General features: G+C 46.6%; 20 protein-coding genes and 1 riboswitch. Of the genes, 16 read left to right on the top strand and 4 right to left on the bottom strand.

The window, feature by feature from the left end:
* The first annotated feature begins 165 nt into the window (after positions 1 to 165).
* Positions 166 to 3,372 carry a response regulator gene (locus tag DW819_RS02845; protein ID WP_118731977.1) on the top strand — a complete coding sequence of 1,069 codons (3,207 nt, stop codon included), beginning with the start codon at positions 166 to 168 and terminating at the stop codon, positions 3,370 to 3,372.
* Between the two features lie 731 nt (positions 3,373 to 4,103).
* Here the strand turns inward: DW819_RS02845 and DW819_RS02830 are convergent.
* The 4 genes from DW819_RS02830 to DW819_RS02815 form a co-directional block, all read right to left on the bottom strand.
* On the bottom strand, positions 4,104 to 4,490 hold the full coding sequence (locus tag DW819_RS02830; RefSeq protein WP_055080834.1) for a hypothetical protein: 387 nt from the start codon (positions 4,488 to 4,490) through the stop codon (positions 4,104 to 4,106).
* Positions 4,491 to 4,752: 262 nt separating this feature from the next.
* Positions 4,753 to 5,217, bottom strand: a complete 465-nt coding sequence (locus DW819_RS02825) for an immunity 51 family protein (protein ID WP_227128418.1) — start codon at positions 5,215 to 5,217, stop codon at positions 4,753 to 4,755.
* A complete protein-coding gene (locus DW819_RS02820) occupies positions 5,148 to 5,948 on the bottom strand; it encodes a helix-turn-helix transcriptional regulator (RefSeq protein ID WP_020225660.1) in 801 nt (266 codons plus the stop codon). The genes DW819_RS02825 and DW819_RS02820 overlap by 70 nt, the downstream gene beginning before the upstream one ends.
* Before the next feature lie 55 nt (positions 5,949 to 6,003).
* On the bottom strand, positions 6,004 to 6,450 hold the full coding sequence (locus DW819_RS02815) for a hypothetical protein (protein WP_118731975.1): 447 nt from the start codon (positions 6,448 to 6,450) through the stop codon (positions 6,004 to 6,006).
* 380 nt (positions 6,451 to 6,830) lie between these two features.
* Here DW819_RS02815 and DW819_RS02810 point away from each other — a divergent pair, with 380 nt between their 5' ends.
* From DW819_RS02810 to DW819_RS02735, 15 genes are all read left to right on the top strand, one after another.
* Complete coding sequence (locus DW819_RS02810; protein WP_117552544.1) at positions 6,831 to 7,244, top strand: cysteine-rich VLP domain-containing protein; 414 nt, start codon at positions 6,831 to 6,833, stop codon at positions 7,242 to 7,244.
* A gap of 111 nt (positions 7,245 to 7,355) precedes the next feature.
* Positions 7,356 to 7,751, top strand: coding sequence for a replication initiator protein A (locus tag DW819_RS02805; RefSeq protein WP_117807336.1), 396 nt, complete (start codon positions 7,356 to 7,358; stop codon positions 7,749 to 7,751).
* Positions 7,752 to 7,936: 185 nt separating this feature from the next.
* The gene (gene mobV / locus DW819_RS02795; protein ID WP_118731973.1) at positions 7,937 to 8,878 is read left to right on the top strand and encodes a MobV family relaxase; all 942 of its coding nucleotides are present in this window, start codon (positions 7,937 to 7,939) and stop codon (positions 8,876 to 8,878) included.
* Positions 8,879 to 8,948: 70 nt separating this feature from the next.
* Positions 8,949 to 9,140, top strand: a complete 192-nt coding sequence (locus DW819_RS02790; protein ID WP_002566025.1) for a hypothetical protein — start codon at positions 8,949 to 8,951, stop codon at positions 9,138 to 9,140.
* A gap of 94 nt (positions 9,141 to 9,234) precedes the next feature.
* A complete protein-coding gene (locus tag DW819_RS02785; protein WP_118731972.1) occupies positions 9,235 to 10,746 on the top strand; it encodes a recombinase family protein in 1,512 nt (503 codons plus the stop codon).
* Positions 10,747 to 10,809: 63 nt separating this feature from the next.
* Entirely contained in the window at positions 10,810 to 11,805 is a 996-nt protein-coding gene (locus DW819_RS02775) for an ATP-binding protein (RefSeq protein ID WP_118731971.1), read from the top strand.
* 297 nt (positions 11,806 to 12,102) lie between these two features.
* Positions 12,103 to 12,178: riboswitch (cyclic di-GMP riboswitch) on the top strand.
* Between the two features lie 92 nt (positions 12,179 to 12,270).
* On the top strand, positions 12,271 to 12,489 hold the full coding sequence (locus DW819_RS15890; protein WP_243025520.1) for a hypothetical protein: 219 nt from the start codon (positions 12,271 to 12,273) through the stop codon (positions 12,487 to 12,489).
* Positions 12,490 to 12,507: 18 nt separating this feature from the next.
* On the top strand, positions 12,508 to 12,870 hold the full coding sequence (locus DW819_RS15885; protein ID WP_243025518.1) for a hypothetical protein: 363 nt from the start codon (positions 12,508 to 12,510) through the stop codon (positions 12,868 to 12,870).
* A 61-nt stretch (positions 12,871 to 12,931) separates the two neighbouring features.
* The gene (locus DW819_RS02765; RefSeq protein WP_118731970.1) at positions 12,932 to 13,747 is read left to right on the top strand and encodes an ABC transporter substrate-binding protein; all 816 of its coding nucleotides are present in this window, start codon (positions 12,932 to 12,934) and stop codon (positions 13,745 to 13,747) included.
* Positions 13,731 to 15,935, top strand: coding sequence for an ATP-binding protein (locus DW819_RS02760; protein WP_118731969.1), 2,205 nt, complete (start codon positions 13,731 to 13,733; stop codon positions 15,933 to 15,935). Before DW819_RS02765 ends, DW819_RS02760 begins: the two co-directional genes overlap by 17 nt.
* Positions 15,913 to 17,763, top strand: a complete 1,851-nt coding sequence (locus DW819_RS02755) for an ABC transporter substrate-binding protein (protein WP_118731968.1) — start codon at positions 15,913 to 15,915, stop codon at positions 17,761 to 17,763. The genes DW819_RS02760 and DW819_RS02755 overlap by 23 nt, the downstream gene beginning before the upstream one ends.
* 47 nt (positions 17,764 to 17,810) lie before the next feature.
* Positions 17,811 to 20,717 (top strand): response regulator, encoded by a 2,907-nt coding sequence (locus tag DW819_RS02750; RefSeq protein ID WP_347560151.1) that lies wholly within the window; start codon positions 17,811 to 17,813, stop codon positions 20,715 to 20,717.
* A gap of 449 nt (positions 20,718 to 21,166) precedes the next feature.
* Positions 21,167 to 21,811, top strand: a complete 645-nt coding sequence (locus DW819_RS02745) for a hypothetical protein (RefSeq protein WP_118731966.1) — start codon at positions 21,167 to 21,169, stop codon at positions 21,809 to 21,811.
* A 27-nt stretch (positions 21,812 to 21,838) separates the two neighbouring features.
* The gene (locus DW819_RS02740) at positions 21,839 to 22,393 is read left to right on the top strand and encodes a hypothetical protein (protein ID WP_118731965.1); all 555 of its coding nucleotides are present in this window, start codon (positions 21,839 to 21,841) and stop codon (positions 22,391 to 22,393) included.
* 49 nt (positions 22,394 to 22,442) lie between these two features.
* A complete protein-coding gene (locus tag DW819_RS02735; RefSeq protein WP_118731964.1) occupies positions 22,443 to 23,051 on the top strand; it encodes a hypothetical protein in 609 nt (202 codons plus the stop codon).
* Positions 23,052 to 23,181: the final 130 nt, after the last annotated feature.

Below are 23,181 nucleotides of genomic sequence, written 5' to 3'. Positions count from 1 at the left end.
TATAGATGTGTGATTTTAAAAAAATGTAGTAGGGACACTGGCAGATTTTGGCAAGTGTCCTTTTTATATGCAAAAATGGGTAACAAAACTAGCAGGGACAGGTTTTCTGTATACAGATAAAAGCAAGATGAAGAAGGTATAAGACGGAGAGAGGATTTTTATAAAATGAAAAATTATGAAGACAAAATATATTCCTTAGGTGAGACTGTAACGGGGCAGACACAGGCCATGTCACAGGCCGTACAGAAAACACTGGAAAATAATGGCGGGGTAGGTATAATGACAGGATCTTATGACCAAAACCTGTCTATTTTGTCTGTGGATAATCTGCTGTTGCATAGTACAGGATATACATTCGATACTTTCATGGAACAGACAAAAGGCTCATTGAGAAACTTCTTTTATGACGAGGAAGATACACTGGAGCGAGACCGTTTTTTGCGGCTTCATGGAACAGGGGAAGCACAGATCCTTACAGCAGACGGTACAGTGAATAATGTACGGCTTTGTAAAGAGGATGCGATAGATGAGGCGGGCAGACAGATCTGGGTTATGTCCGTACAGGTCAACTGGGATCATGTAAATTTGACACTGCTCAATGAGGCTATCTATTCCGGCTTCTGGTATTTTGACTGTGACGAAAACAGTGAGATTGTGAATGCAAACTGGAGTCATGAATTCCGAAAAATGCTTGGCTATCATGACACTCTGGACTTTCCGAATAAACTGGAATCCTGGTCAGAGCTTCTGCATCCACAGGATAAAGAAAGAGTGATGGTGCAGCTTCAGGCGGCAATTAAGGATAAGACGAACCAGATAAAATACCAGGTAGAGTATCGTATGAGAATGAAGGATAATCAATACCAGTGGTTTCGGGCATCGGCAGAAGTAATACGCCGTCTGGATGGTTCTGCCAGCAGAATTGCCGGGATTTTTATTAACATTAATGCGGAGAAAAAAGAAATCATGCAGGCACAAAAATCTGCTGCTTTCCACCGGGCTTTTACGAAAGCAGATCTGTGCGAGTATTATGTGAATCTGGAAGCGAATACTTTTGATACCTTTAAGGTTGAACCGTCCCTGATGACCGTCTTTGAACAGAGTTATACGTGGGATGAATTGATTCAGCATTTTGTGGATTCCTATGTTGTGGAGACAGATAAGAAGGCGGTATCCTCTTTTTACGACCGTGGTTATATTGCAGAAAGGCTGAAGGGTCTGGAAACCGAATTGGCTTTAGAGTGCCGTATCACTCTGAATGGAGAAGAACGATGGGTCCGCAATGTGGTCATACGTGGCGAAATAGAGGATTCAGAATATGCCATGATCTTTCTGCGTGATATCACAGAGGCAAAGGTAGAGAGCGCACGGCATCTGCAGATGGCAGCGGATAATGCTTCCATGGAGCAGCTGATTCAGAGTATTGTGCGTCTGGTTGACCGCTTTGTTGTCTGTGATCTGGAAAATGACAGATATGAATTCTACAATCTGAATGGACAGATGATATATAAACCTCTGGGATTTTATCATGATTTTCAGATGCAGGTTCTTGAAAAATATAAGACACTGGAACCATTGGAAGCTATAGATATCCTGATAGCCCCGGATAATATTCGGAAAAAACTGAAAAGTGAAAATGATATTTATAAGTTTGAGTATTGCAGCCTGGATGAAAAGACTTATAAAATAGCTTCTTATATTCCCTTGGAATGGAAGAATGGAAAGCTGGAAAAGGTACTGCTGGCATCCATGGATGTGACACAGGAGAAGAAAGCAGAGATTGAATCTCGTCAGGCACTGAAAGAGGCTTACCGGTCCGCAGAAAATGCAAATCGTGCGAAAACAGAATTCCTTTCCAATATGTCCCATGATATCCGGACACCAATGAATGCGATTGTGGGTCTGACGGCAATCGCAGGAGCAAATGTTGAGAGCCAGGACAGAGTCATTGAATGCCTCGGCAAGATCACAGAATCAAGCCGCCATCTGCTTGGGCTGATCAATGAAGTATTGGATATGGCACGTATTGAAAGTGGAAAAATGACACTGACACAGGAAGATTTCAATCTGTCAGAGCTGGTAGATAATCTTATTACACTTACGAAACCGGTGCTTGATGAACATAAACATAATTTTGATATACACATCAATCATATTGAACATGAGGCTGTCTGTGGTGACAGCTTGAGGATTCAGCAGGTATTTGTGAATCTGATGAGTAATGCGATCAAGTATACACCGGATGGTGGAAATATTACTTTTTCGATAGAGGAAAAACCCAATGGATTTTCAGAACTTGGATGCTATGAATTTACGATTGAGGATAATGGAATCGGTATGTCACCGGAATTCCAGAAAATCATGTTTGATCCTTTTAGCCGCGCGGATGACCACCGGACAACCAGAGTTCAGGGAACCGGTCTTGGAATGGCAATCAGCAGAAATATTGTGAACCTGATGAATGGTAATATTAAAGTGGACAGTACCTTACATAAGGGAACCAGAATTACGGTAACAATTTATCTGGAGCTTCAGGAAAAAGAAAAAGAACAGGACAAAAATCTGATGAATTTGCCGGTTCTGGTTGTGGATGATGATAAGACATGTTGTGAAAGTACAGTTGCCACACTGAAGGAAATCGGTATTATGGGTGAATGGGTTCTCTCTGGCAGGGAAGCGGTTGAGCGCTGTTATGCACGGCATGAGTTGAAAGATGATTACTTTGCTGTTATTTTAGACTGGAAGATGCCGGATATGGATGGTATAGAGACTGCCAGACAGATCCGGAAACGGATAGGAAAAGAGATCACCATCATTGTATTGACATCCTATGAATTCAGCGAAATTGAAGAAGAAGCAAAGGCTGCAGGTGTAGATGCTTTTATTGCAAAACCGCTGTTTCGTTCCCGGCTGACGGCAACACTACGGCAGTTTACTTCAGGCAGAAAAGAAAAAACAGCAAGAAATTATCTGGAGAAGTTGTCAGAATCAGACTATACAGGAAAAAGGATTCTGCTGGTTGAGGATAATGAGTTGAACAGAGAAATTGCTGTTGAAATTTTGCAGATGACAGGGGCAGAAGTGGAAACAGCAGAAAATGGGGAAATCGCAGTTGAAAAAGTGGAAGCTTCTCCGGAAGGATTGTATGATCTTGTTTTTATGGATATCCAAATGCCTGTCATGAATGGTTATGAGGCAACTGCAGCAATCAGGAGCCTTCCGGGTGAAAAGGGAAAACTGCCTATTGTTGCCATGACTGCCAATGCTTTTGCAGAAGATGTACAGCTGGCCAAAAATACAGGCATGAATGGACATATCGCGAAACCGCTGGATATGAATAAGCTGAATGATGTTCTGGAAAACTGGCTGTAATTGCCTTTCTGGATGCATGGGAAAAGCAGATAGGAAGCATAGAGAGGGTTTTGTTATGACAGAAACTAAATATATATTTCCGAAGCAACCGCAGTCTGTGACTGTTTTGGTTTTTATAACCGTGCTGATCGTTCTGCTTCTTATCCTGACTGTAATGGTACATATGAGGAACAGAAAACTGAAAAGTACGCTGGAAGAACAGATGGCGGAAAGACGGCTTTTGGATAAGATATGTGCAGATTTTACGGCTGTCTATTAGGTCAGTTTACAAGGAACTACACGCAGACCACGAAACGGGGGCTGCTGACAACAAATAAAGGCTGAGTATCAAGCACCGAAAAAGTGCGAGATATTCAGACTGTTTTGTTGTCCGGGGTTTCCAAAGGGGCTTGCCCCTTGGCACACGACTTTGCTTGCAAAGTGTAGTGTGTTATACGCTCTGTCGGCGTTGCTGCGAAAATGAGGTTGCCGCCGGGTCGGGCAAGGGCATTTGAAGCAGCAGGAAAACAGGGCTGTGATTGCGTGTCGTGGAGCCGCAAGCGCAGGGCTGGTTTCGTCAGCAGACAGGGCGTATATGAAAGCCCCCGTTCCTCGTCCCACGCCGGACTTCGGGACAAAATGTCCCGAACTTGTGGACACACTCACAAAAAAGCAAACAGATTTTTCTCTCAAAATTGGAATGGGCGGGGAAGCCATTTTAGGGCTTTGCTATCTCCCTGATAAATGAGAAGTTAAGTTTCGTCCATATATATTTTTACCTCGATGTATTCATGATTTCTTGCATAAGCAAACGACGCTGATTTTCTGATATAGTCAAATATATTTTCGTCTAAATCTTCGTCCCATGTTGTTTCGCTGAAAATTTTATTTTCAGCGGTTGGCTTATACAAGATGACTACATGGATTTGATAAAACTCTTCATCATCATTTGAAAACTGTCGAACTAATGAAATTTGAAAAAATGGTTCTTTTGAAAAAGCAGTAAATGTTCCGGTTTCAAATAAAACCATATCTTCTTCAAGCGGTGTGCTGCACATCTGCTCAAAAACATCAACTATTTCTTCCACAGACATTTTATCCGTTATCTTATCTTCTAAAAACTTAATCAAGTTCTCCATTGATTTTCCTCCTGTAAATTCTTATTTATTGTTCTCTACTTCCGTCCCCGCTGTGGATTTGGATTTTTCAGCAAATCTGACTTATCAGTTCTTAGAAATGGGCGGGAAGCCATTTTAGGGCTTTCCCGCCTTGATTGCCCATTAGCAAAGACGGGCGGGACTGTCAACGGCGGCGCATGAAATGCGCCGTTCATCTTGACCGTTGACTGGCTCGGCTGGCTTTGCTATCTCTCCGATAAATGGGAAGCTGTCGGATTGAATTTTAGTCTAATTCAGCCCGACTAAATAAGTCTAAAATAAACGGCTTATCCTCACAGGCTTTTTTGAAACGAAGAATAAATTCTGCCAACGCATTTTTATCTTTTGAATATACACAGAACATACTGCCCTCTGGGTCAAAGCCTATTTTCCCTTGCAAATTTGAACACTGTTCGTCCAAAAACACTTGCGCTAAACTCCCCCAATCATAACCGTTTCCTTCAAAACCTTCATCTTCACGAGTATTAAAAATCTCTTGTAGATACTCTCCCACATTTAGGCAGACAGAAGCACTTTCTTCATGCTCAACCCAGAAAAACGGTGCAATTTCTTTTTCAAATTCTTTTGTAATTTTCATTATCTTTGTACTCCTTTCAAATTTTCGATTTGTTAATTTTTTCATTTTCTCCCCCGCTGCGGGTTTGGATTTTTCAGCAAGTCCGACTTCTGTGCAATCTTTTTCAGCCACTTCTTTTCTTCCTCGGACAGCTTTTTCAAATTCAGCTTGAGCCGCTTACAGATAAACGCCAAAGCCGCTTGCTCCGGGTCGCTGTCTGGACTGGCAGTTTCCTCGGCGGTCTGCAAGAAATCTTCCAGCGGATTGTCCTCCGGAACGCTGAAAAAATCGTCCTTATGGGCTTCCCGCAGGTCAAGGGCTATCTTGTTTATGTCTTGCTGTATCACATAGCGGCAAAAGCTGTCATCGTCAATATGGGCGGCGACAAGCTGCCTTAACTGCGGGTCGGACAAGCCGGGATTGTGCTGCTTCATAATGGTTGCGCTCATAATATCCACAATGGCATTTGCGCTCTGTACCTGCTTGACTGCCGTTCCGTTCACATAGATTTCAAGGTCAGCCATTAGCCGGGGGAAATCCGGGTGTACCGCCAGCTCACACAAGAGGGAAGTATCCACCCGCCCACTTTTCAATAGTTCAATCATATCATCACTCAAGCGCAGGTCTGCAAGATCGGCGTTTGGGTGATTTTTTGTTTTAGAGCGTCCCAGCAGGTAATCAACGGTCACGTCGTAAAACTTCGCCAGCTGGATAAGGGCATGGTGGCTGATGTCTTTGAGATTGTCTCCCTCATAACTGCCTAAAGCAGATTTGGAAAGGTGAGTTTCCTCCGCAAGCTGTTCCAGCGTCAGCCCACGCTCCACACGCAGGTCTTTTAGGCGTTCCTGTATGGATAGTTCCATGCTCTCCCCCCTGTCTGCCCAATAAATGGGAATAGCTGTTTTCTCATGTTTTAATTTATTTCTGTTCTGTGTAATGAATACAAATACCACTGCTGCACGAGCGCGGGTCAAAGTAAGATGAAATAGAACCCCATGAAAACAAGTTTTCTTCGTTCTTCAAACCACAAAACCTCATGAGCCATTCATCACAATACCTTTTATCTTTCTGAGCTTCTTCGGGCGTCCAGCATTCCCAATGCTGAATAGCATTTAAGTCAAAGTGCTGCGGATATAGATTAACAAGTTCAAGATTTTTCTGTGGATTGAAGCAAAAATAAACAGGGATTTTGTTGTCATAAACTTTTTCTTTTATATCGTACCATATATATCCATTTCTCATATCTCTGATTTGTGTGATTTTATTTTTTGGAAAATCAGAAATAAAGTCAGCATAATGCAATAACGGTGATACTGTTATATTCAGTTCAGGGAAAGTAATCTTTCCTGTTTGTAACTCAATCAAATAGGCTTCCCCCTTTCCAAACGCCGATTTGTCTCTTTGTACTTATCATTTTACCACAATTCCGAGAGCGTGGAAATAGGCAGTTTTTTGGGCGGATTTCCTACCTTTCGGATATACGGGACGGGCGGTCTTTTAGGTGTAGACTTAGGGTAGTTCATCGATGAGCCGCACCTTGAAAACCGAATGACCGTCCGAAAAGGAATACCCCGGCAGGGGAAGCACCGCAAGGAGCCAACTTCTGGACACTTTGTCCAGAGGTCACTTCGGGACAACTTGTCCCGAAGCTGTGGGGAGCGTGCCAACGCCGGAACACGCCGCAGAAATGGGGCAGGAAGCCTTTTCGGAGAGAGCGGCAACGGAAAGCAAAATGGAGGAAACACATGAGAGAGAACCCATATAAACGACTGCCGCCCATAGAGCGCAAGCAGGACAGTTCCCTTTACCGCATGACACCGGCACAGAGGAAACAGGCAAACGCCCTGATCCGCCGGGAGTGCTGTTGCTGTGAGGACGGCAACTGCATTGTCCTTGACGATGGGGACACCTGCACCTGCCCGCAGACGGTTTCTTTCTCGGTCTGCTGTAAGTGGTTCCGCTGGGCGGTTTTGCCGCTGGACGGGACGCTGGAAGCGGAGATTTTCCGGGATAAAGACTTGAAACGCTGTGCGGTCTGCGGCAGAGTGTTCGTCCCCAAATCCAACCGGGCAAAATACTGCCCCGGCTGTGCCGCCAGAGTTCACAGGCGGCAGAAAACAGAAAGTGAACGGAAAAGGAGGTCTGCTGTGGACAGTTAGGAGTGAAAAAAGCCTTGATTTATCAGGCTTTGCAAGCCCCAAAACGGGGCAGGTGGTATAAAGTATCGTCCACCCCCGGAAATGCCGTTCTAACTGTCCACAAAGCACATTATGACAAACACGATTTATATTCATCAGCCGGAGAAATCGGTCAGCTTCACCCGGCTTCCGAATTTCCTCTTTGAAGCACCTACATTTACGCCCCTGTCCAACGAAGCGAAGATACTGTACGCCTTTATCCTGCGCCGGACAGAACTATCCCGGAAAAACGGCTGGGCGGACGAATACGGGCGCATTTACCTGTATTATCCCATCTGCGAGGTGGTCGCCCTGCTCCACTGTGGGCGGCAGAAAGCCGTCAACACCCTGCGGGAATTGCAGTATGCGGAGTTGATTGAGATTAAGAAGCAGGGCTGTGGAAAACCCAACTGTATTTACCCAAAATCCTATGAAGCGGTTTCAAACACCGACTTCAAGAAATCCCGTTTTGGTACGCCGGAGGGCTGAAAAGCGTACCTGACAAGTACGAAAATCAATCCTCTTGAAGTACGAAAACCGGACGGAAGATAGAAATACAGAGATTAAAACGATTTTATTTATATCTTATCCATTCCTATCCTATCTGAGATATTTTCTGCGGGATTTTCCTGTGGAAAAGTCCCGGAAAGGGATGGAATGGGGAAAGGAGTTTCATGGCACAACACGCAATTTTGCGATTTGAAAAACACAAGGGCAATCCGGCAAGACCGCTGGAAGCCCATCACGAAAGACAAAAGGAACAGTACGCCAGCAACCCGGATATTGACACCAGCCGGAGTAAATACAACTTCCATATCGTCAAGCCGGAGGGCAGGTACTACCATTTCATTCAGAGCCACATTGAACAAGCCGGATGCCGCACCCGCAGGGACAGCACCCGGTTTGTGGATACGCTGATTACCGCCAGCCCGGAATTTTTTAAGAAGAAGTCTCCAAAGGAGATACAGGAATTTTTCCAGAGGGCGGCTGATTTCTTAATCGGGCGGGTAGGGAAAGAAAATATCGTGTCGGCGGTGGTACACATGGACGAGAAAACGCCCCACCTGCATTTGGTCTTTGTCCCGCTGACAGAGGACAACCGCCTGTGTGCAAAGGAGATTATCGGGAACAGAGCCAGCCTCACAAAATGGCAGGACGATTTTCACGCCTACATGGTGGATAAGTACCCGGCTTTGGAGCGAGGGGAGAGTGCCAGCAAAACAGGCCGGAAGCATATCCCCACCCGTCTGTTCAAGCAGGCGGTCAATCTCTCCAAACAGGCAAGAGCCATTGAAGCCTCGCTGGACGGTATTACCCCGTTCAATGCCGGAAAGAAGAAAGAGGAAGCCCTCTCCCTGCTGAAAAAGTGGTTTCCGCAGATAGAGAACTTCTCCGGGCAGCTCAAAAAATACAAGGTCACGATAAACGACCTTTTGGCGGAAAATGAACAGTTGGAAGCCAGAGCCAAAGCCAGCGAAAAAGGCAAGATGAAAGATACGATGGAACGGGCAAAGCTGAAAAGCGAACTGGACGATTTACAGCGGCTGGTTGACTGTATCCCGCCGGATATACTGGCGGAACTGAAACGGCAGCAGCGGCACACAAGGGAACGGTGAACAATGACAGAAAACATTTCACGCCGCGGTATGACGGCACTGCACTTTGAAAATTAAATACGGAGGTACTATGGAGCATATCAGATACAAGAAAGAAACCGAAGTCGTGACTTTTCAGGGAAAGGAAATCACGCTGGAAAATCTCTCCCCGGTGTTCACGCCGGAGCAGGAAGCGGCAAAACGCCGGGAGCTGGAACAGCAGCTTTATGAGGTGTTCCGCAAGTATGCCGACAAACGGCAGAGTGAGGAAGCCGGGGCATAAGGTTTTCCAAAGCCATCGTTGATTTGCGGGGCTGCTGACGGTATAATAAAGGTGTCAGCAGCTCCGTTTCTTTTTTAAGAAAAGGAGCGACAATATGAACAATCGAATAGACGCAATCTATGCAAGGCAATCGGTAGACAAAAAGGACAGCATTTCCATTGAAAGCCAGATTGAATTTTGCAAATACGAGTTGAAAGGCGGTAACTGCAAGGAATACACAGACAAGGGGTACAGCGGCAAGAACACAGACCGTCCGAAGTTTCAAGAACTGGTGCGGGACATCAAGCGGGGCTTGATTGCAAAGGTCGTGGTTTACAAACTCGACCGTATCAGCCGTTCCATTCTGGACTTTGCCAATATGATGGAGCTGTTCCAGCAGTACAATGTGGAGTTTGTGTCCTCTACGGAGAAGTTTGATACCTCCACCCCGATGGGGAGGGCGATGCTGAATATCTGTATCGTGTTCGCCCAGCTTGAGAGGGAAACCATACAGAAGCGGGTAACGGACGCTTACTATTCCCGCAGTCAGCGGGGCTTCAAGATGGGTGGGAAAGCCCCTTACGGCTTCCATACAGAGCCGATCAAGATGGACGGTATCAACACAAAAAAGTTGGTGGTAAATCCAGACGAAGCGGCAAATATCCGGCTGATGTTTGAGATGTACGCCCAGCCCACTACCTCCTACGGGGACATTACCCGGTACTTTGCCGAACAGGGGATTTTATTCAACGGCAAAGAGCTGATACGCCCCACGCTGGCGCAGATGTTACGAAATCCTGTCTATGTGCAGGCAGACCTTGATGTGTACGAGTTTTTCAAAAGTCAAGGGACAGTCATTGTCAATGACGCTGCCGATTTTACGGGTATGAACGGCTGCTATCTGTATCAGGGGCGGGATGTGAAGCCCAGCAAAAAGAACGACTTGAAAGACCAAATGCTGGTGTTGGCTCCCCATGAGGGTATCGTCCCCTCTGACATCTGGCTGACCTGCCGCAAGAAGCTGATGAACAACATGAAAATCCAGTCCGCCCGGAAAGCCACCCACACATGGCTGGCGGGAAAAATCAAATGCGGGAATTGCGGGTATGCCCTTATGAGCATCTTCAATCCCTCCGGCAAGCAATACCTTCGCTGTACGAAACGGCTGGATAACAAGAGTTGTCCGGGGTGCGGGAAAATCATTACTTCGGAACTGGAAGCGGTTGTTTATCAGCAGATGGTAAAGAAACTGGCAAGCTACAAGACGCTGACAGGCAGAAAGAAAGCGGCAAAGGCAAACCCGAAAATCGCCGCCCTGCAAGTGGAACTTGCTCATGTGGACGGCGAGATTGAAAAGCTGGTGGACAGTCTGACGGGCGCAAACAATGTCCTTCTCTCCTATGTGAATGTGAAGATAGCAGAACTGGACGGGCGCAAGCAGGAACTTCTGGCGAGGATAGCAGAGCTGACGGTGGAAGCCATCAGCCCGGAACAGGTCAGCCAGATTTCCGGCTACCTCGACACTTGGGAGAATGTATCCTTTGACGACAAGCGGCGGGTGGTGGATTTGATGATTACCACCATAGCCGCCACAAGCGACAGCTTGAATATCACATGGAAAATCTGACGGGCGGAACCCCTCCCGTCAGATACCTACTCTGTGTAGTCCCTTGTAAACTGTACTTTGGATATGAATAAACTACAGAGCGGAGATTTGAAGGACCAGCAGCTAACCTTTGATCTGACAGAAGTACTGCGAGAACTGAACCAGATTTATGATGAGCGGGCTGCCAAGAAAGGCATCCGGTATGAGATTGACTGGAAAAATGGTATATACAGTCACAGCACTCTGGTTGGAAACCCGGTATATCTTGGAAGGATTCTGTCGAATATTATGGACAATGCCATAAAATTCAGTCAGGCGGGTAGTGTGCTCACGGTCGGGGTTAAGGAAGAAACTCTGGATGATGACAGAGCAAATTTCACTTTCTACTGTAAAGACCAGGGTGTGGGTATGAGTGAAGATTTTATTGCACATGCTTTTGATATGTTCGCTCAGGAAAGCGAGACAAGCAGATCCAGGTATGAAGGCACCGGACTGGGGCTTGCAATTACGAAGCAACTCGTGGACAAAATGGATGGAAGTATTGAACTGAAGAGCAAAGCAGGTGTCGGGACAACAGTTATTGTAAAAATTCCGTTCAAAATTGGCACACAGGATAAAAACAGTAATTTATCAGATAAGCCAGTAAGCCTTGATGATTATTCGGTAGAAGGCATGCGGGCATTGGTTGTGGAAGACAATGAGTTGAACATGGAAATTTCCAGATGTATACTGGAAGACAGCGGTATGGAAGTTACATGTGCAGTAGACGGGCAGGAAGCAGTTGAAATCTTCGAGAAATCTGCACCGGATTATTTTGGGGTAATTTATATGGATATTATGATGCCGAGGATGAATGGTCTGGATGCGGCAAGGACAATCAGGGAAATGAAAAGAAGGGATGCCAAGAGGGTTCCGATCATTGCAATGTCCGCAAATGCCTTTGCAGAAGACATTATCAACAGCCGGCTGGCTGGAATGAATGTTCATCTTGCAAAGCCGCTGGATGCGGAAAAAATGATTGTTGCCTTAAAACAATGCATGGCAGATAATAGCGATGTAAAACTGCACGAAGATTTGTAGGAATAAAAAGACAGAGCATATAAAGTTGTTATATGGTCTGTTTTTTTATTCCTTAGAAGAAGCAGGCTGTTTGCAACGAGGGAAGAAGCCGAGAAGAGTATTGAGAAGGCACCAGAGACAAAGAAGGTGCGTGGGAATCCGTATGACCGATGGTATTGAACGGATGATAAAGTAAATAAATGCATCAGGGACAGCTTTTTTGTCATTTTTAAGCAGGAATGCGGTCATATTTTTCTTGTGCACCGTATGATGCAGACGTATAATAAAATTGAGTTTTTTACATAAGCTTAACGGAAATAGGATGATGGGCAAATCAGATGAAAGTCTGAGACGCAAAGCTACAGGGCCTGTAAAATGGCAGCCAGCTGCATGAAATGATGTGCACTGTCTGTTTGGCAGTGCATATTCTTTTTCAATTTGAAACAATCGGAATTGCTGACAGGAGGTGAAAGGATAAGTGAATTTATGGAATTAAGAAAAATACTGGGTCTATCTGCTGTTGCGGGACTGCTGTGCCTGGCGCAGATTGCATATCCGGGTTATGGATTTCAATATATGTGCAATATTGCGGACACGGGATTTTTGGGAACTTTTCAGGGTAAGCAGTGGCAAAAGGATTATCTGGTGGGAAAGGCCAATGTGAGTGATACACCGGGCATGATGGATTGCATGGAATATATTTAGAAATGGAAATATCTGGGAATGTTTACTACGAATAAAAGAAATCCCCAGAGTGATGACGAAACTAGAAATGAATTTATGGAGGGTAATACGTTATTTCTGATTGGAAGCAAAAATGGTATCGGAGAAACAGATGATACAAAGGATCAGTTTGGATTAATGCCATATCTTTCTGAAGACGGAAGCCAGAGTGTATATATTTTGAATGTGACACGTTACCATGGATTGAGCAAAAAATTAGAGGAGAACCCACAAAAGCTTGAAGATGCATTAAAAGTTATGGAAATTCTTTCTTCCGTGGAAGGAACGACTGGAAAAGACGATAAGAAGCATAAAATTTCGTGGGGGGGGGGTACCGAAACGCAGGCCACTGAAATAGCTTAAAAATCAACAGTACAGAAAGAATAACAGGCAAACATAACAAACAGCAGGGATGGATATAAAAATGAAGGGAAAAACAGTGATTGCAGGCATTTTGCTTGCAGGTATTTCGGCGGGCATTCTGGCAGGGTGCAGAAATGCAGCTGCCAGTAAGCAGGAAACAAAAAGGCCTGTCATTACGCTCGGCAGCGACAGCTATCCGCCATACAACTATCTGAATGAAGATGGTATTCCGACAGGAATCGATGTAGAGCTGGCGACCGAAGCCTTCCAAAGAATGGGGTACGAGGTGAAGGTTGTTCAGATCAACTGGGAACAGAAAAAGGAACTGGTGGAGAGCGGGGAGATTGACTGTATTATGGGCTGCTTTTCCATGGAGGGACGTCTTGACGATTACCGCTGGGCCGGACCGTACATAGCAAGCCGTCAGGTGGTTGCTGTAAATGCGAGCAGTGACATTTATAAACTGAGTGACCTGGAGGGAAAGAATCTTGCAGTTCAGTCTACAACCAAGCCGGAAGGCATTTTTTTGAACCGGACAGATGAGAGGATACCGAAACTGGGAAATCTGATCAGTCTCGGACACAGAGAGCTGATCTATACATTTCTTGGGAAAGGATATGTAGATGCAGTGGCTGCACATGAGGAATCCATCGTTCAGTATAAGAAGGATTATGATACAGATTTTCGTGTCCTGGAAGAACCTTTGATGGTTGTGGGGATAGGAGTTGCTTTTGCAAAAGCTGATGACAGAGGAATCTGCGAGCAGATGAACCAGACACTGGAAGAAATGCGCCGGGATGGCACATCCCTGAAAATCATCGGAAAATATCTGGATGATCCGGAAAAGTATCTGGAGGTAGATGATCTTGGAGATTAAGCGTAAGAAAAAAGAAAAACGGATCCAGATAGTTGGTGCTCTTCTTGGAATCTGTGTGGCCGCCGCAGCTCTGTTTTATTTTTTTCATGTGGAAAAGGCAGAGGCAGAGAGACGGATGGTGGAGATTGTAAACTACGTCAAGGTGCAGTGCTCAACCTACACCCATTATAATGAATCTTCGGAATCCAAAAGCCTTCTCCGTGCGATTGAAAGTGCCAGACAGATGAGTACCAATATCGATACGGAAACAGAAAACGGCGGTCAGCTGAGCCGGGAATTTTTGAAAGAGAATCTGCAGACTCTCTGGGTGGACGGGATCCTTATCCTGGATACAGAGGGAAGGACAGTCTGTGAATACAGCGCGAATGAGTCTCTGACCGATGAGATCACGGATTATCTGCAAAAAGACATTATCATGGATTTTGCCGGATATGAAGAACGAAGCTATTCGGAGCGGATAACCAGAGCAGACGGATCACGTATCGATATTGCAGCCTGCGCCAGAAAAGATGCACCGGGCATTGTTGCGATCTACTATTATACGTCTCCAGAATTTGTCAGAAACTATACGCTGACGATACAGAGCCTTTTAAATGGCTATAGTACCCGGAAGGACGGTACCATCATTGTGGCAGACAAGGGAAGCGTCATTGCCAGCAACGATGAGAGTCTGCTTGGACAGGATACCGCCGGCAACGAGATCGTGCAGGCAATGAAACAGAATACAGACAGCCGGCACATATTTCATCTGAAGCATGGAGGGATCGGATGTTACGGGATCATGCTGAAGCAGCGGGATTATTACATTTATGCGTATCTTCCGGATACGGAGGTCTTTCATGACCTGCCGCTTAGTGTAACAGCGGTTGTTTTCTTTTATTTTCTGATATTCAGTGTCTTCTGGTTCTGGATATACAGAACCAATCAGGCACACCGGAAACAGGAGCAGGAAAAGGACGAAAAATATAAAGCAGAGCTTCTGAGGGCAGCAAAAATGGCAGATGCAGCCAATGAGGCAAAAACCGAGTTTCTCCAGAGGATGAGCCATGATATCCGGACACCGATCAACGGAATCTGCGGCATGCTCGATGTGGCAGACCATTATGCAGACGATATGGACAAGCAGAGGGAATGCCGTACAAAGATCAAAGAGGCATCAAATCTGTTGCTGGAGCTGGTAAACGAAGTCCTGGATATGAGCAAGCTGGAATCGGATGAAGTGGTTCTGGAAGAAATCCCATTTCAGCTGGCCAGTATTTTTGACGAACTCCTGGTTGTGATCGAACAGATAGCCGCAAAACGGAATATCCGGATCGTGTGGGAGAAAAAAGAAGTGATACACTGGAATCTCATCGGAAGTCCGGGATATGTGAAGAGGATCCTGATGAATATCCTGACAAATGCGGTGAAATATAACAGAGAAAACGGATGTATCTATATCAGCTGCATGGAAATCGCATCAGAACAGACAGGAATGGTGACCATGGAATTTGTCTGCCGGGATACAGGGATTGGTATGACAGAAGCGTTTCAGAAACGTCTTTTTGAACCGTTTGCGCAGGAGCATGCCGGAAGCCGGACAAAATTTTCCGGAACCGGACTTGGAATGTCTATCACAAAAAAGCTGATCGAAAAAATGGGCGGAACGATTACGTTTGAAAGTGAGCTGGGAAAAGGCACGACCTTTGTGTTCCGGATCCCGTTTCAAACAGATCCGGATGTGGAAAAGCGTGAAGAACAGAAGGCTGCAACAGAAAGATCCATCAAAGGTCTGAAGATCCTTCTGGCAGAAGACAATGCGCTGAACATGGAAATTGCGGAATTTATGCTTCAGAATGAAGGGGCCTGTGTGTGTAAAGCATGGAATGGCCAGCAGGCGGCTGAGATATTTGAAAACAGCAGGCCGCACGAATTTGATGTCATTTTGATGGATATCATGATGCCGGTCATGAATGGTTATGAAGCGGCAGAAAGGATCCGTTCTCTGGACAGAGAGGACGCAAAGGTGGTTCCGATCATCGCAATGACGGCAAACGCGTTTACGGAGGACAGGCTCAGAGCAAAGAAAGCAGGAATGGATGAACACATTGCCAAACCGATTGATGTAAAATTGCTGGTGAAGGTGATCTGTAAATTAATTGGAAATAATTTTAAGGGGAGCTGTAATGAAAAAGAAAAAATGGAATAGAGTTTTAGCTGTATTTTGGGTGATGGCTGCAGTCCTGTCACTTTTGTCAGGCTGCCGTGGGAAGAGCGCGGAAAAAGAAGATGCGGAAACGATCACCGTGTATTTGTGGTCCACAAAGCTGTATGACACCTATGCACCATACATTCAGGAGCAGCTTCCGGACATCAATATTGAATTTGTAGTGGGCAATAACGATCTGGATTTCTACAGATTTCTGAATGAAAACGGTGGATTGCCGGATATTATAACCTGCTGCCGGTTTTCTCTGCATGACGCCAGTCCGCTGAAGGACAGTCTGATGGATCTTTCCACCACCAATGAGGCCGGTGCTGTCTATAATACATACATCCACAGCTTTATGAATCAGGATGGCAGTGTAAACTGGCTTCCGGTGTGCGCAGATGTACATGGCTTCGTGGTGAACAGAGATCTGTTTGAAAAGTATGATATTCCGCTGCCAACCGATTACGAAAGCTTTGTTTCTGCCTGTCAGGCATTTGACAAGGTGGGGATCCGAGGGTTTACCGCAGACTATTATTATGATTATACCTGTATGGAAACCTTGCAGGGCCTGTCTGCGGCAGAGCTTTCGACTGCAACCGGACGCAGATGGCGTACCGCCTACAGTGATCCGGGTAACAGCACAAAAGAGGGTCTGGACAGTACCGTCTGGCCGAAGGCCTTTGAGCGGATGGAGCAATTTATCCGGGATACAGGGCTGAGCCGGGAGGATCTGAATCTGAATTATGATGCTGTGACTGAGCTGTACAAAAGCGGTAAGCTGGCCATGTATTTCGGCAGCTCTGCCGGTGTAAAAATTTTTCAGGATCAGGGCATTGATACAATATTTCTGCCATTCTTTGAGCAGAACGGCGAAAAGTGGCTGATGACTACGCCATATTTCCAGGTGGCATTAAACCGTGACCTGACGCAGGATGAAACGCGCCGGCAGAAAGCAATGAAGGTACTGAATGTGATGCTTTCGGCGGATGCGCAGAACCGGATCATTTATGAGGGCCAGGATCTGCTAAGCTACAGTCAGGATGTGGATAACCAGCTGACGGAATATCTGAAGGATGTGAAATCTGTGATTGAAGAGAACCATATGTATATCCGGATTGCGTCAAATGACTTTTTCTCTGTTTCCAGAGATGTGGTTTCTAAGATGATCTCCGGAGAATACGATGCCGGACAGGCTTATCAGTCCTTCCATACCCAGCTTCTCGAGGAGAATACTGCTTCTGAACCGGTTGTGCTGGATTCACAGAAGGCATATTCCGACCGTTTTCATGCCAGTGGGGGCAATGCGGCATATTCTGTTATGGCAAACACTCTGCGCGGCATTTATGGTACGGATGTGCTGATCGCGACAGCAAACAGCTTTACGGGGAATGTGCGGAAGGCAGGATATACGGAAAAAATGGCACGCGGCATGATCATGCCAAACGGACTTTCGGCTTACAACTGCGAGCTGAGCGGGGCCAAATTGAAAGAAACGGTCAGAAGCTTTGTGGAAGGCTGGCCGGGCGGACTCCTTCCCTTTAACCGCGGTTCTCTGCCTGTGGTCAGCGGTATTTCTGTGGAGATCAGGGAAACGGCGGATGGTTATACACTGGAGAAAGTTACAAAGAATGGAAAAGCAGTTCGGGATGATGATACGTTTACGGTAACCTGTCTGGCCATACCACAGCATATGGAGGCTTATCCTGCAGATGAAACGATAGTATTTGACAGAGCGAACAGTACGGTGAAAGATACCTGGACAGGCTATATTCTGGATGGTAATGCGATTCTTGCAGAGCCTGAAGATTACATGACTCTGAGGTGAGAAGAATGGATATTGAGAATCGCAATACGAACAGAGTGAAATTTTTTATGAGAAAACGACTCGAGATAGCGGTATTTCTTGCCGTTTTACTTGGGATCGCTCTGACTGTTTCCCGGTATTTTGAGTTTGTATCGAAAACGGTTTATGAGGAAAGTGTTTCTCATTTGACTGAGGTTTTCCATCAGTCGAATAATGTGCTAAGTGAGCTGACAAATAAGAACCTGACTTATCTTCATATGTGGAGTGAGTATCTGCAGACCACCTCAAGTGAAAGCAAAATTCGTGATTATGTGGAGAAAGCGCAGAATGAGGCAGGCTTTTTGTATTTCTATTTTCTTTCGGCTGACGGCAACTATAAGATGGTAACAGGGGAAACCGGGTATCTTGGCGTGCAGGAAAATCTGGAGGATGAGATCCGGCAGGGAAAGGATATCATAACAAATGCAGTAGTTCCCGGAAAATCCCAGCTGCTTATTTTTGCCAGCCCGCAGGCGCATGGAAGCTATCAGGGCTTTGAATATGATGCCATTGCCATTGCATATGAAAACTCGGATATCGTAAGTGTACTGGATATTTCTGCCTTTCACGGATACGCAAAGAGTTATGTGGTTCATCCGGATGGCCGTGTTGTGATCGATCATTCTCTGGAATCATGGGGAGCAGTTTATAATTTCTTTGGCCTTCTGAGAGAGCATTCTGATATATCCGAACAAGAGATCCTTGACCTTGTGGAGCAATGGAAAGTGGGACGTACCGATGCGATGCTTGTAAATCTGGATGGAATGGATTACTATCTGGTTTATGAAAAATCGAAGCTTCAGGACTGGATATTTCTGGGTCTGGTCCGGGCCGATATCGTCAATGCCAGCATGAACAATCTGCAGCTTAGTACGATGCTCCTTGTGGGAGCGGTCGTGTGCGGTATCGCTGCCCTCCTGATCGGACTGATCGTTCAGAAAAGCAGGAGAAGCCTGAAGCGAAAGGATACGGAGATCCTGTACCGGGATGAGCTGTTTCAAAAGCTGTCGATGAATGTGGATGATGTGTCCCTGATGCTGGATGCGAAAACGTATAAGGCCGATTATGTAAGCCCGAATGTGGAAAGACTGCTGGGCATTACCGTAGAGCAGATCCAGAAGGATATCTGTATTTTGGGAAAACTGCATTCCGGGAATCCGGAAGATCCGAAGAAGAATTATCTGAAGGATATCCTGACACAGGAACAGAGGGAATGGGATTTTGAGTGTATTCATCAGAAAACAGGGGAGCGGCACTGGTTTCATATTGTCGCAATGGGCAGTGAGGTAAACGGAACGAAGAAATATATCCTGGTTATGTCGGACCGTACCTCTGACAAGAAAATGAATCAGGCCCTTGCTGAGGCAGTCCGTGCTGCGGAGACCGCCAACCGTGCAAAGAGCACGTTCCTTTCCAACATGTCTCATGATATCCGGACACCGATGAATGCGATCATTGGTTTTACGACACTGGCTGTAAGCAACATAGATAATCAGGAAAGAGTCCGGGATTATCTGGGCAAGATCCTTTCATCCAGCAACCATCTGCTCTCGCTGATCAATGATGTACTGGATATGAGCCGTATTGAGAGTGGAAAGATCCATCTGGAAGAAACGGAGGTCAGTCTGTCAGATGTCCTTCATGATCTGAAGACGATCATCAGCGGCCAGATCTATGCAAAGCAGCTGGACCTTTATATGGATGCGGTGGATGTTGCGAACGAGGACGTCTATTGTGATAAAACGCGGCTGAACCAGGTGCTTTTGAATCTTTTGTCCAATGCGATCAAGTTTACTCCGGCGGGTGGAACCGTTTCTGTCCGGCTCAAGCAGTTCCCGGGGACACAGAAGGACAGTGCGCTGTATGAGATCCGGGTCAAGGATAACGGAATCGGCATGAGCCAGGAATTTGCCCAGAAGCTGTTTTCGCCGTTTGAGCGGGAACGCACCTCCACGGTCAGCAGGATCCAGGGCACAGGACTTGGTATGGCTATCACCAAGAATATTGTGAATATGATGGGTGGAACCATTGAGGTTCAGACGGAGCAGGGAAAGGGTACGGAGGTGATTGTCCGCCTGGCATTGCGGATTCAGCCGGAGCAGCGCCGCACAGAGCGGATCGCAGAGCTGGAAGGTCTTAAGGCCTTGGTGATAGACGATGATTTTAATACCTGCGACAGTGTGACAAAGATGCTTGCCAAGGTCGGGATGCGTTCGGAATGGACACTTTCCGGCAAAGAGGCAGTTCTCCGTGCACGCCAGTCCATGGAACTGGGCGATGCATTCCATGCCTATATCATCGACTGGCGCCTGCCGGATATGAATGGCATTGAGGTCACCCGCCAGATCCGCAGTCTGGGTGATGATACGCCGATCATTATCCTGACTGCCTATGACTGGTCGGATATCGAAGTAGAAGCCAGGGCTGCAGGGGTAACTGCATTCTGTGCGAAACCGCTGTTTATGTCAGATATCCGAGAGACGCTGATGACAGCGATCGGTCAGAAGCAGGAGAAAACAGAGAATCCTGTTCTTCCGGCAGCAGGCTTAGATTTCAGAGACAGACGTATCCTGCTTGTGGAAGACAACGAACTGAACCGTGAAATTGCTGTGGAGCTCCTGAAGCAATATGGATTCCGGATTGATACGGCAGAAAACGGAGCAGAGGCTGTGGATAAGGTAAGGCATGCAGCACCGGGCGATTATGATCTGGTGCTTATGGATGTTCAGATGCCTGTCATGAACGGATATGAGGCCACGAAGCAGATCCGTGCGCTCGATGACCCGGCACTGGCGGGAATTACGATCCTTGCCATGACGGCCAATGCATTTGACGAAGACAGAAAGCAGGCACTGGAATGCGGCATGGATGGATTTTTATCCAAGCCAATCGTTCTTGAGGAACTGATCGGTACATTACAAAATAATCTGAAGTAAGATGGAAAGCGCAAGCCGTTGAAGAGCTTGCGCTTTTCCTGTTTTTTCATCCTGTTCTGTCATGATCTTATGGATTTTGGGCAGATTTTTGCAGGCTGGAAGCTTGTCATTCTTTATTGAGGCAAGTATAATAAACGTAAGTTTATCGGGATTTATATTCTTAACAATCCTGTAATCTCATGTAACCGCAATATCTTGGCGGGTCTTTTATTTCAAACGGACAGGCTGTGTGCTGAACATCATGCCTGGTTCGGTATTTCCCAGTTTATAAAATGAATGATGGAAGGTAACTGCAGCAAAAAGGGGGGAATGGATTGCACATTGTGTATGCCGGTATTCGGAAAACGGCGTGGATTTTCCTGTTGGTGCCTGTGCTGGCGTGTATTTTGCAAATGTCTGCTGTCATGGCATTTGCCTCGGCTTCCATGGAAACGGACAGGAGGACGGGGGTGGAAATTGCTACGGCAGGAAATGCATCTGCCGACAGAACAATCGTTGAAACCGCTACGGTGTCAGATGCGGAAAAGCTCACAAAACCGCGGGAGGAAGCTTCAGAGGAATCGGAACGGGATCTGACGGAAGAACCACTTCTGGATGATTTGTCTCCCATAGCTTCGGTGAGCAACGCAGAATATCAGCCCGCACTTTGTGCGCCACAGATCTCCATGGTGGTGCCAACGCAGATGCTGTTCGTGATTGAGCCGGACGGGAGCTGCACAGCAGTCAGCGGAAGTCTGGAAAATCACGGAGAGAGCACGGTTTTACTGACCTCGGTTACGTTTGCCTGGCAGACAGAGGACAGTAAGGATGCGGACGATATTTTTACGAAATGGGAGAGCAGAAAGCCTAGTCTGCGGCTGACGCTGGGGAATGACATATCCTGTGTCTTTGGACAGGAACAGACAGCGGCCGGTGAAGCCGGTATGACCTGGGAGCTTGAGGCGGAGCAGCTGCTACTGGAGCCGGGAGAAGAACTGGAGCTGAGCTGGGAGCTGGAGCTTGGCGGAAACTGTCTGGCGGGGACACTCGATGCCGGGGAAGAGGCTGTGGTTGCGATCGTAACCTATACGGTCAGGAGTCTGGAAACATCATGATAAATATATGATTAGAAAGGAATGTGTATGAAGCAATTCAAATCAGAGGACAAAGGGCTTAACAAGAAAAATAATAAGGAAAGCGGAAATCGAAGGAAGTGGATCTGTGGCATTCTGGCAGTGCTGCTTCTTCTCGTCCTGATCTGGCTTTTGCACAGCTGCAGGGCGGAGCCGGTTCATGAGTTCTTTGATCCGTCTGCCCGGACCGGAACCCTGCCGGGGCGCTCTGAGAAAGAAATCCAGGAGGAACTGAATAAGGTGGTCGAGGAAGGCATGTTTAATATTTCCATTGCGTCGGTTGTGACGGTTGATGAGAATGGAGCTGATGCCATGGCGCGGATTGAAAACATAGCCGCAAATCATCATCATATGAAGGTAACGATCACGCTGGATGGGGAGAGGGAGCCGATTTATGAGTCTGCCGGAATCGCGCCGGGACAGTATATCGAGCATGTAAAACTGAATCGCACGCTGTCTGCAGGAACGTATTCCGCTACGGCCCTGTTTACGGCTTATGATATGGAAAACTTATTGCAGGCCGGTCAGGCAGCAGCCAAAATTACGATTGTGGCCGGTTCTTAAGAGGGTAACCCGTAAATTGTCTATAAAAACAAATCAAAGGAGAAAGAGTATGAAGAAGATGAAAATGGTGATTCCGGCCCTGGCCCTGGCGGCAAGCATGAGCATGACTGCATTTGCTGCAGGGGAGGCACAGCAGGGACAGGCCGTCGACACGGCGAGCAGCAATGCATTTGAAGCAGGAATAGCCTCCACGCAGGTAAAGGTGGTGTATACCAAAGATGTATCACAGCTTTCCGCAACGGTTCCGCTCAGTATTACGTTTGCCGTGCTCAGCACCGGAGAATTTATCACGCCGGAGGGCTACGGGATCACGAACAACAGCGTGGTACCGATCCACGTGAGCGAGATTAAGGTCAGTGATATTGCGGAGGGGTACGAATTTGTTGCGAATGAAGATGATGTGAGTGGCAAAAAGATCAGACTTCAGATGCAGCCTGAAAATGGCAGTAATTTGGTTCAGTTGCAAGGAAAAACTGGAGCACGACCGCAAGTGTTTGATGAAAGTGACTGGGTAATCGAAACCGGCTCCAACAACAGGCTTGGCATTACCTTCTCCGGCGGCAAGGTTGGCACCTTTGAGGCAGACTGGGCGAACGGAGCTGCCAATCTGTTTAAGATCACCTATACGATCAAGGCAGGTACAGCTGCCAGAAGCTAAGAAGCAGGTTACTGTACACGGGTAGGCATTTTCTGAACTGAAAATGCCGTATGATACAGCCGTGGCAGCAGATTTTGCCGATTTGGAATGCGAAGCATCGGCAAAATCCGTTGCTGTTTGCGCAACGCGT

This window comes from Clostridium sp. AM33-3, from assembly GCF_003480315.1.
Classification (GTDB): domain Bacteria; phylum Bacillota; class Clostridia; order Lachnospirales; family Lachnospiraceae; genus Brotaphodocola.
This window is presented reverse-complemented; position numbering and strand designations above follow the sequence as displayed.

Bases quoted from the DNA above. Each gene is read 5' to 3' on its own strand.
- DW819_RS02760 (WP_118731969.1), top strand. From the start codon at position 13,731: ATGATCTTGGAGATTAAGCGTAAGAAAAAAGAAAAACGGATCCAGATA.
- DW819_RS02785 (WP_118731972.1), top strand. From the start codon at position 9,235: ATGAACAATCGAATAGACGCAATCTATGCAAGGCAATCGGTAGACAAA.
- DW819_RS02820 (WP_020225660.1), bottom strand. From the start codon at position 5,948: ATGGAACTATCCATACAGGAACGCCTAAAAGACCTGCGTGTGGAGCGT.
- DW819_RS02755 (WP_118731968.1), top strand. From the start codon at position 15,913: ATGAAAAAGAAAAAATGGAATAGAGTTTTAGCTGTATTTTGGGTGATG.
- DW819_RS02775 (WP_118731971.1), top strand. From the start codon at position 10,810: ATGAATAAACTACAGAGCGGAGATTTGAAGGACCAGCAGCTAACCTTT.
- DW819_RS02790 (WP_002566025.1), top strand. From the start codon at position 8,949: ATGGAGCATATCAGATACAAGAAAGAAACCGAAGTCGTGACTTTTCAG.
- DW819_RS02810 (WP_117552544.1), top strand. From the start codon at position 6,831: ATGAGAGAGAACCCATATAAACGACTGCCGCCCATAGAGCGCAAGCAG.
- DW819_RS02805 (WP_117807336.1), top strand. From the start codon at position 7,356: ATGACAAACACGATTTATATTCATCAGCCGGAGAAATCGGTCAGCTTC.
- DW819_RS02735 (WP_118731964.1), top strand. From the start codon at position 22,443: ATGAAGAAGATGAAAATGGTGATTCCGGCCCTGGCCCTGGCGGCAAGC.
- DW819_RS02765 (WP_118731970.1), top strand. From the start codon at position 12,932: ATGAAGGGAAAAACAGTGATTGCAGGCATTTTGCTTGCAGGTATTTCG.
- DW819_RS02740 (WP_118731965.1), top strand. From the start codon at position 21,839: ATGAAGCAATTCAAATCAGAGGACAAAGGGCTTAACAAGAAAAATAAT.
- mobV (WP_118731973.1), top strand. From the start codon at position 7,937: ATGGCACAACACGCAATTTTGCGATTTGAAAAACACAAGGGCAATCCG.
- DW819_RS02845 (WP_118731977.1), top strand. From the start codon at position 166: ATGAAAAATTATGAAGACAAAATATATTCCTTAGGTGAGACTGTAACG.
- DW819_RS02830 (WP_055080834.1), bottom strand. From the start codon at position 4,490: ATGGAGAACTTGATTAAGTTTTTAGAAGATAAGATAACGGATAAAATG.
- DW819_RS02750 (WP_347560151.1), top strand. From the start codon at position 17,811: ATGAGAAAACGACTCGAGATAGCGGTATTTCTTGCCGTTTTACTTGGG.
- DW819_RS15890 (WP_243025520.1), top strand. From the start codon at position 12,271: ATGGAATTAAGAAAAATACTGGGTCTATCTGCTGTTGCGGGACTGCTG.
- DW819_RS15885 (WP_243025518.1), top strand. From the start codon at position 12,508: ATGTTTACTACGAATAAAAGAAATCCCCAGAGTGATGACGAAACTAGA.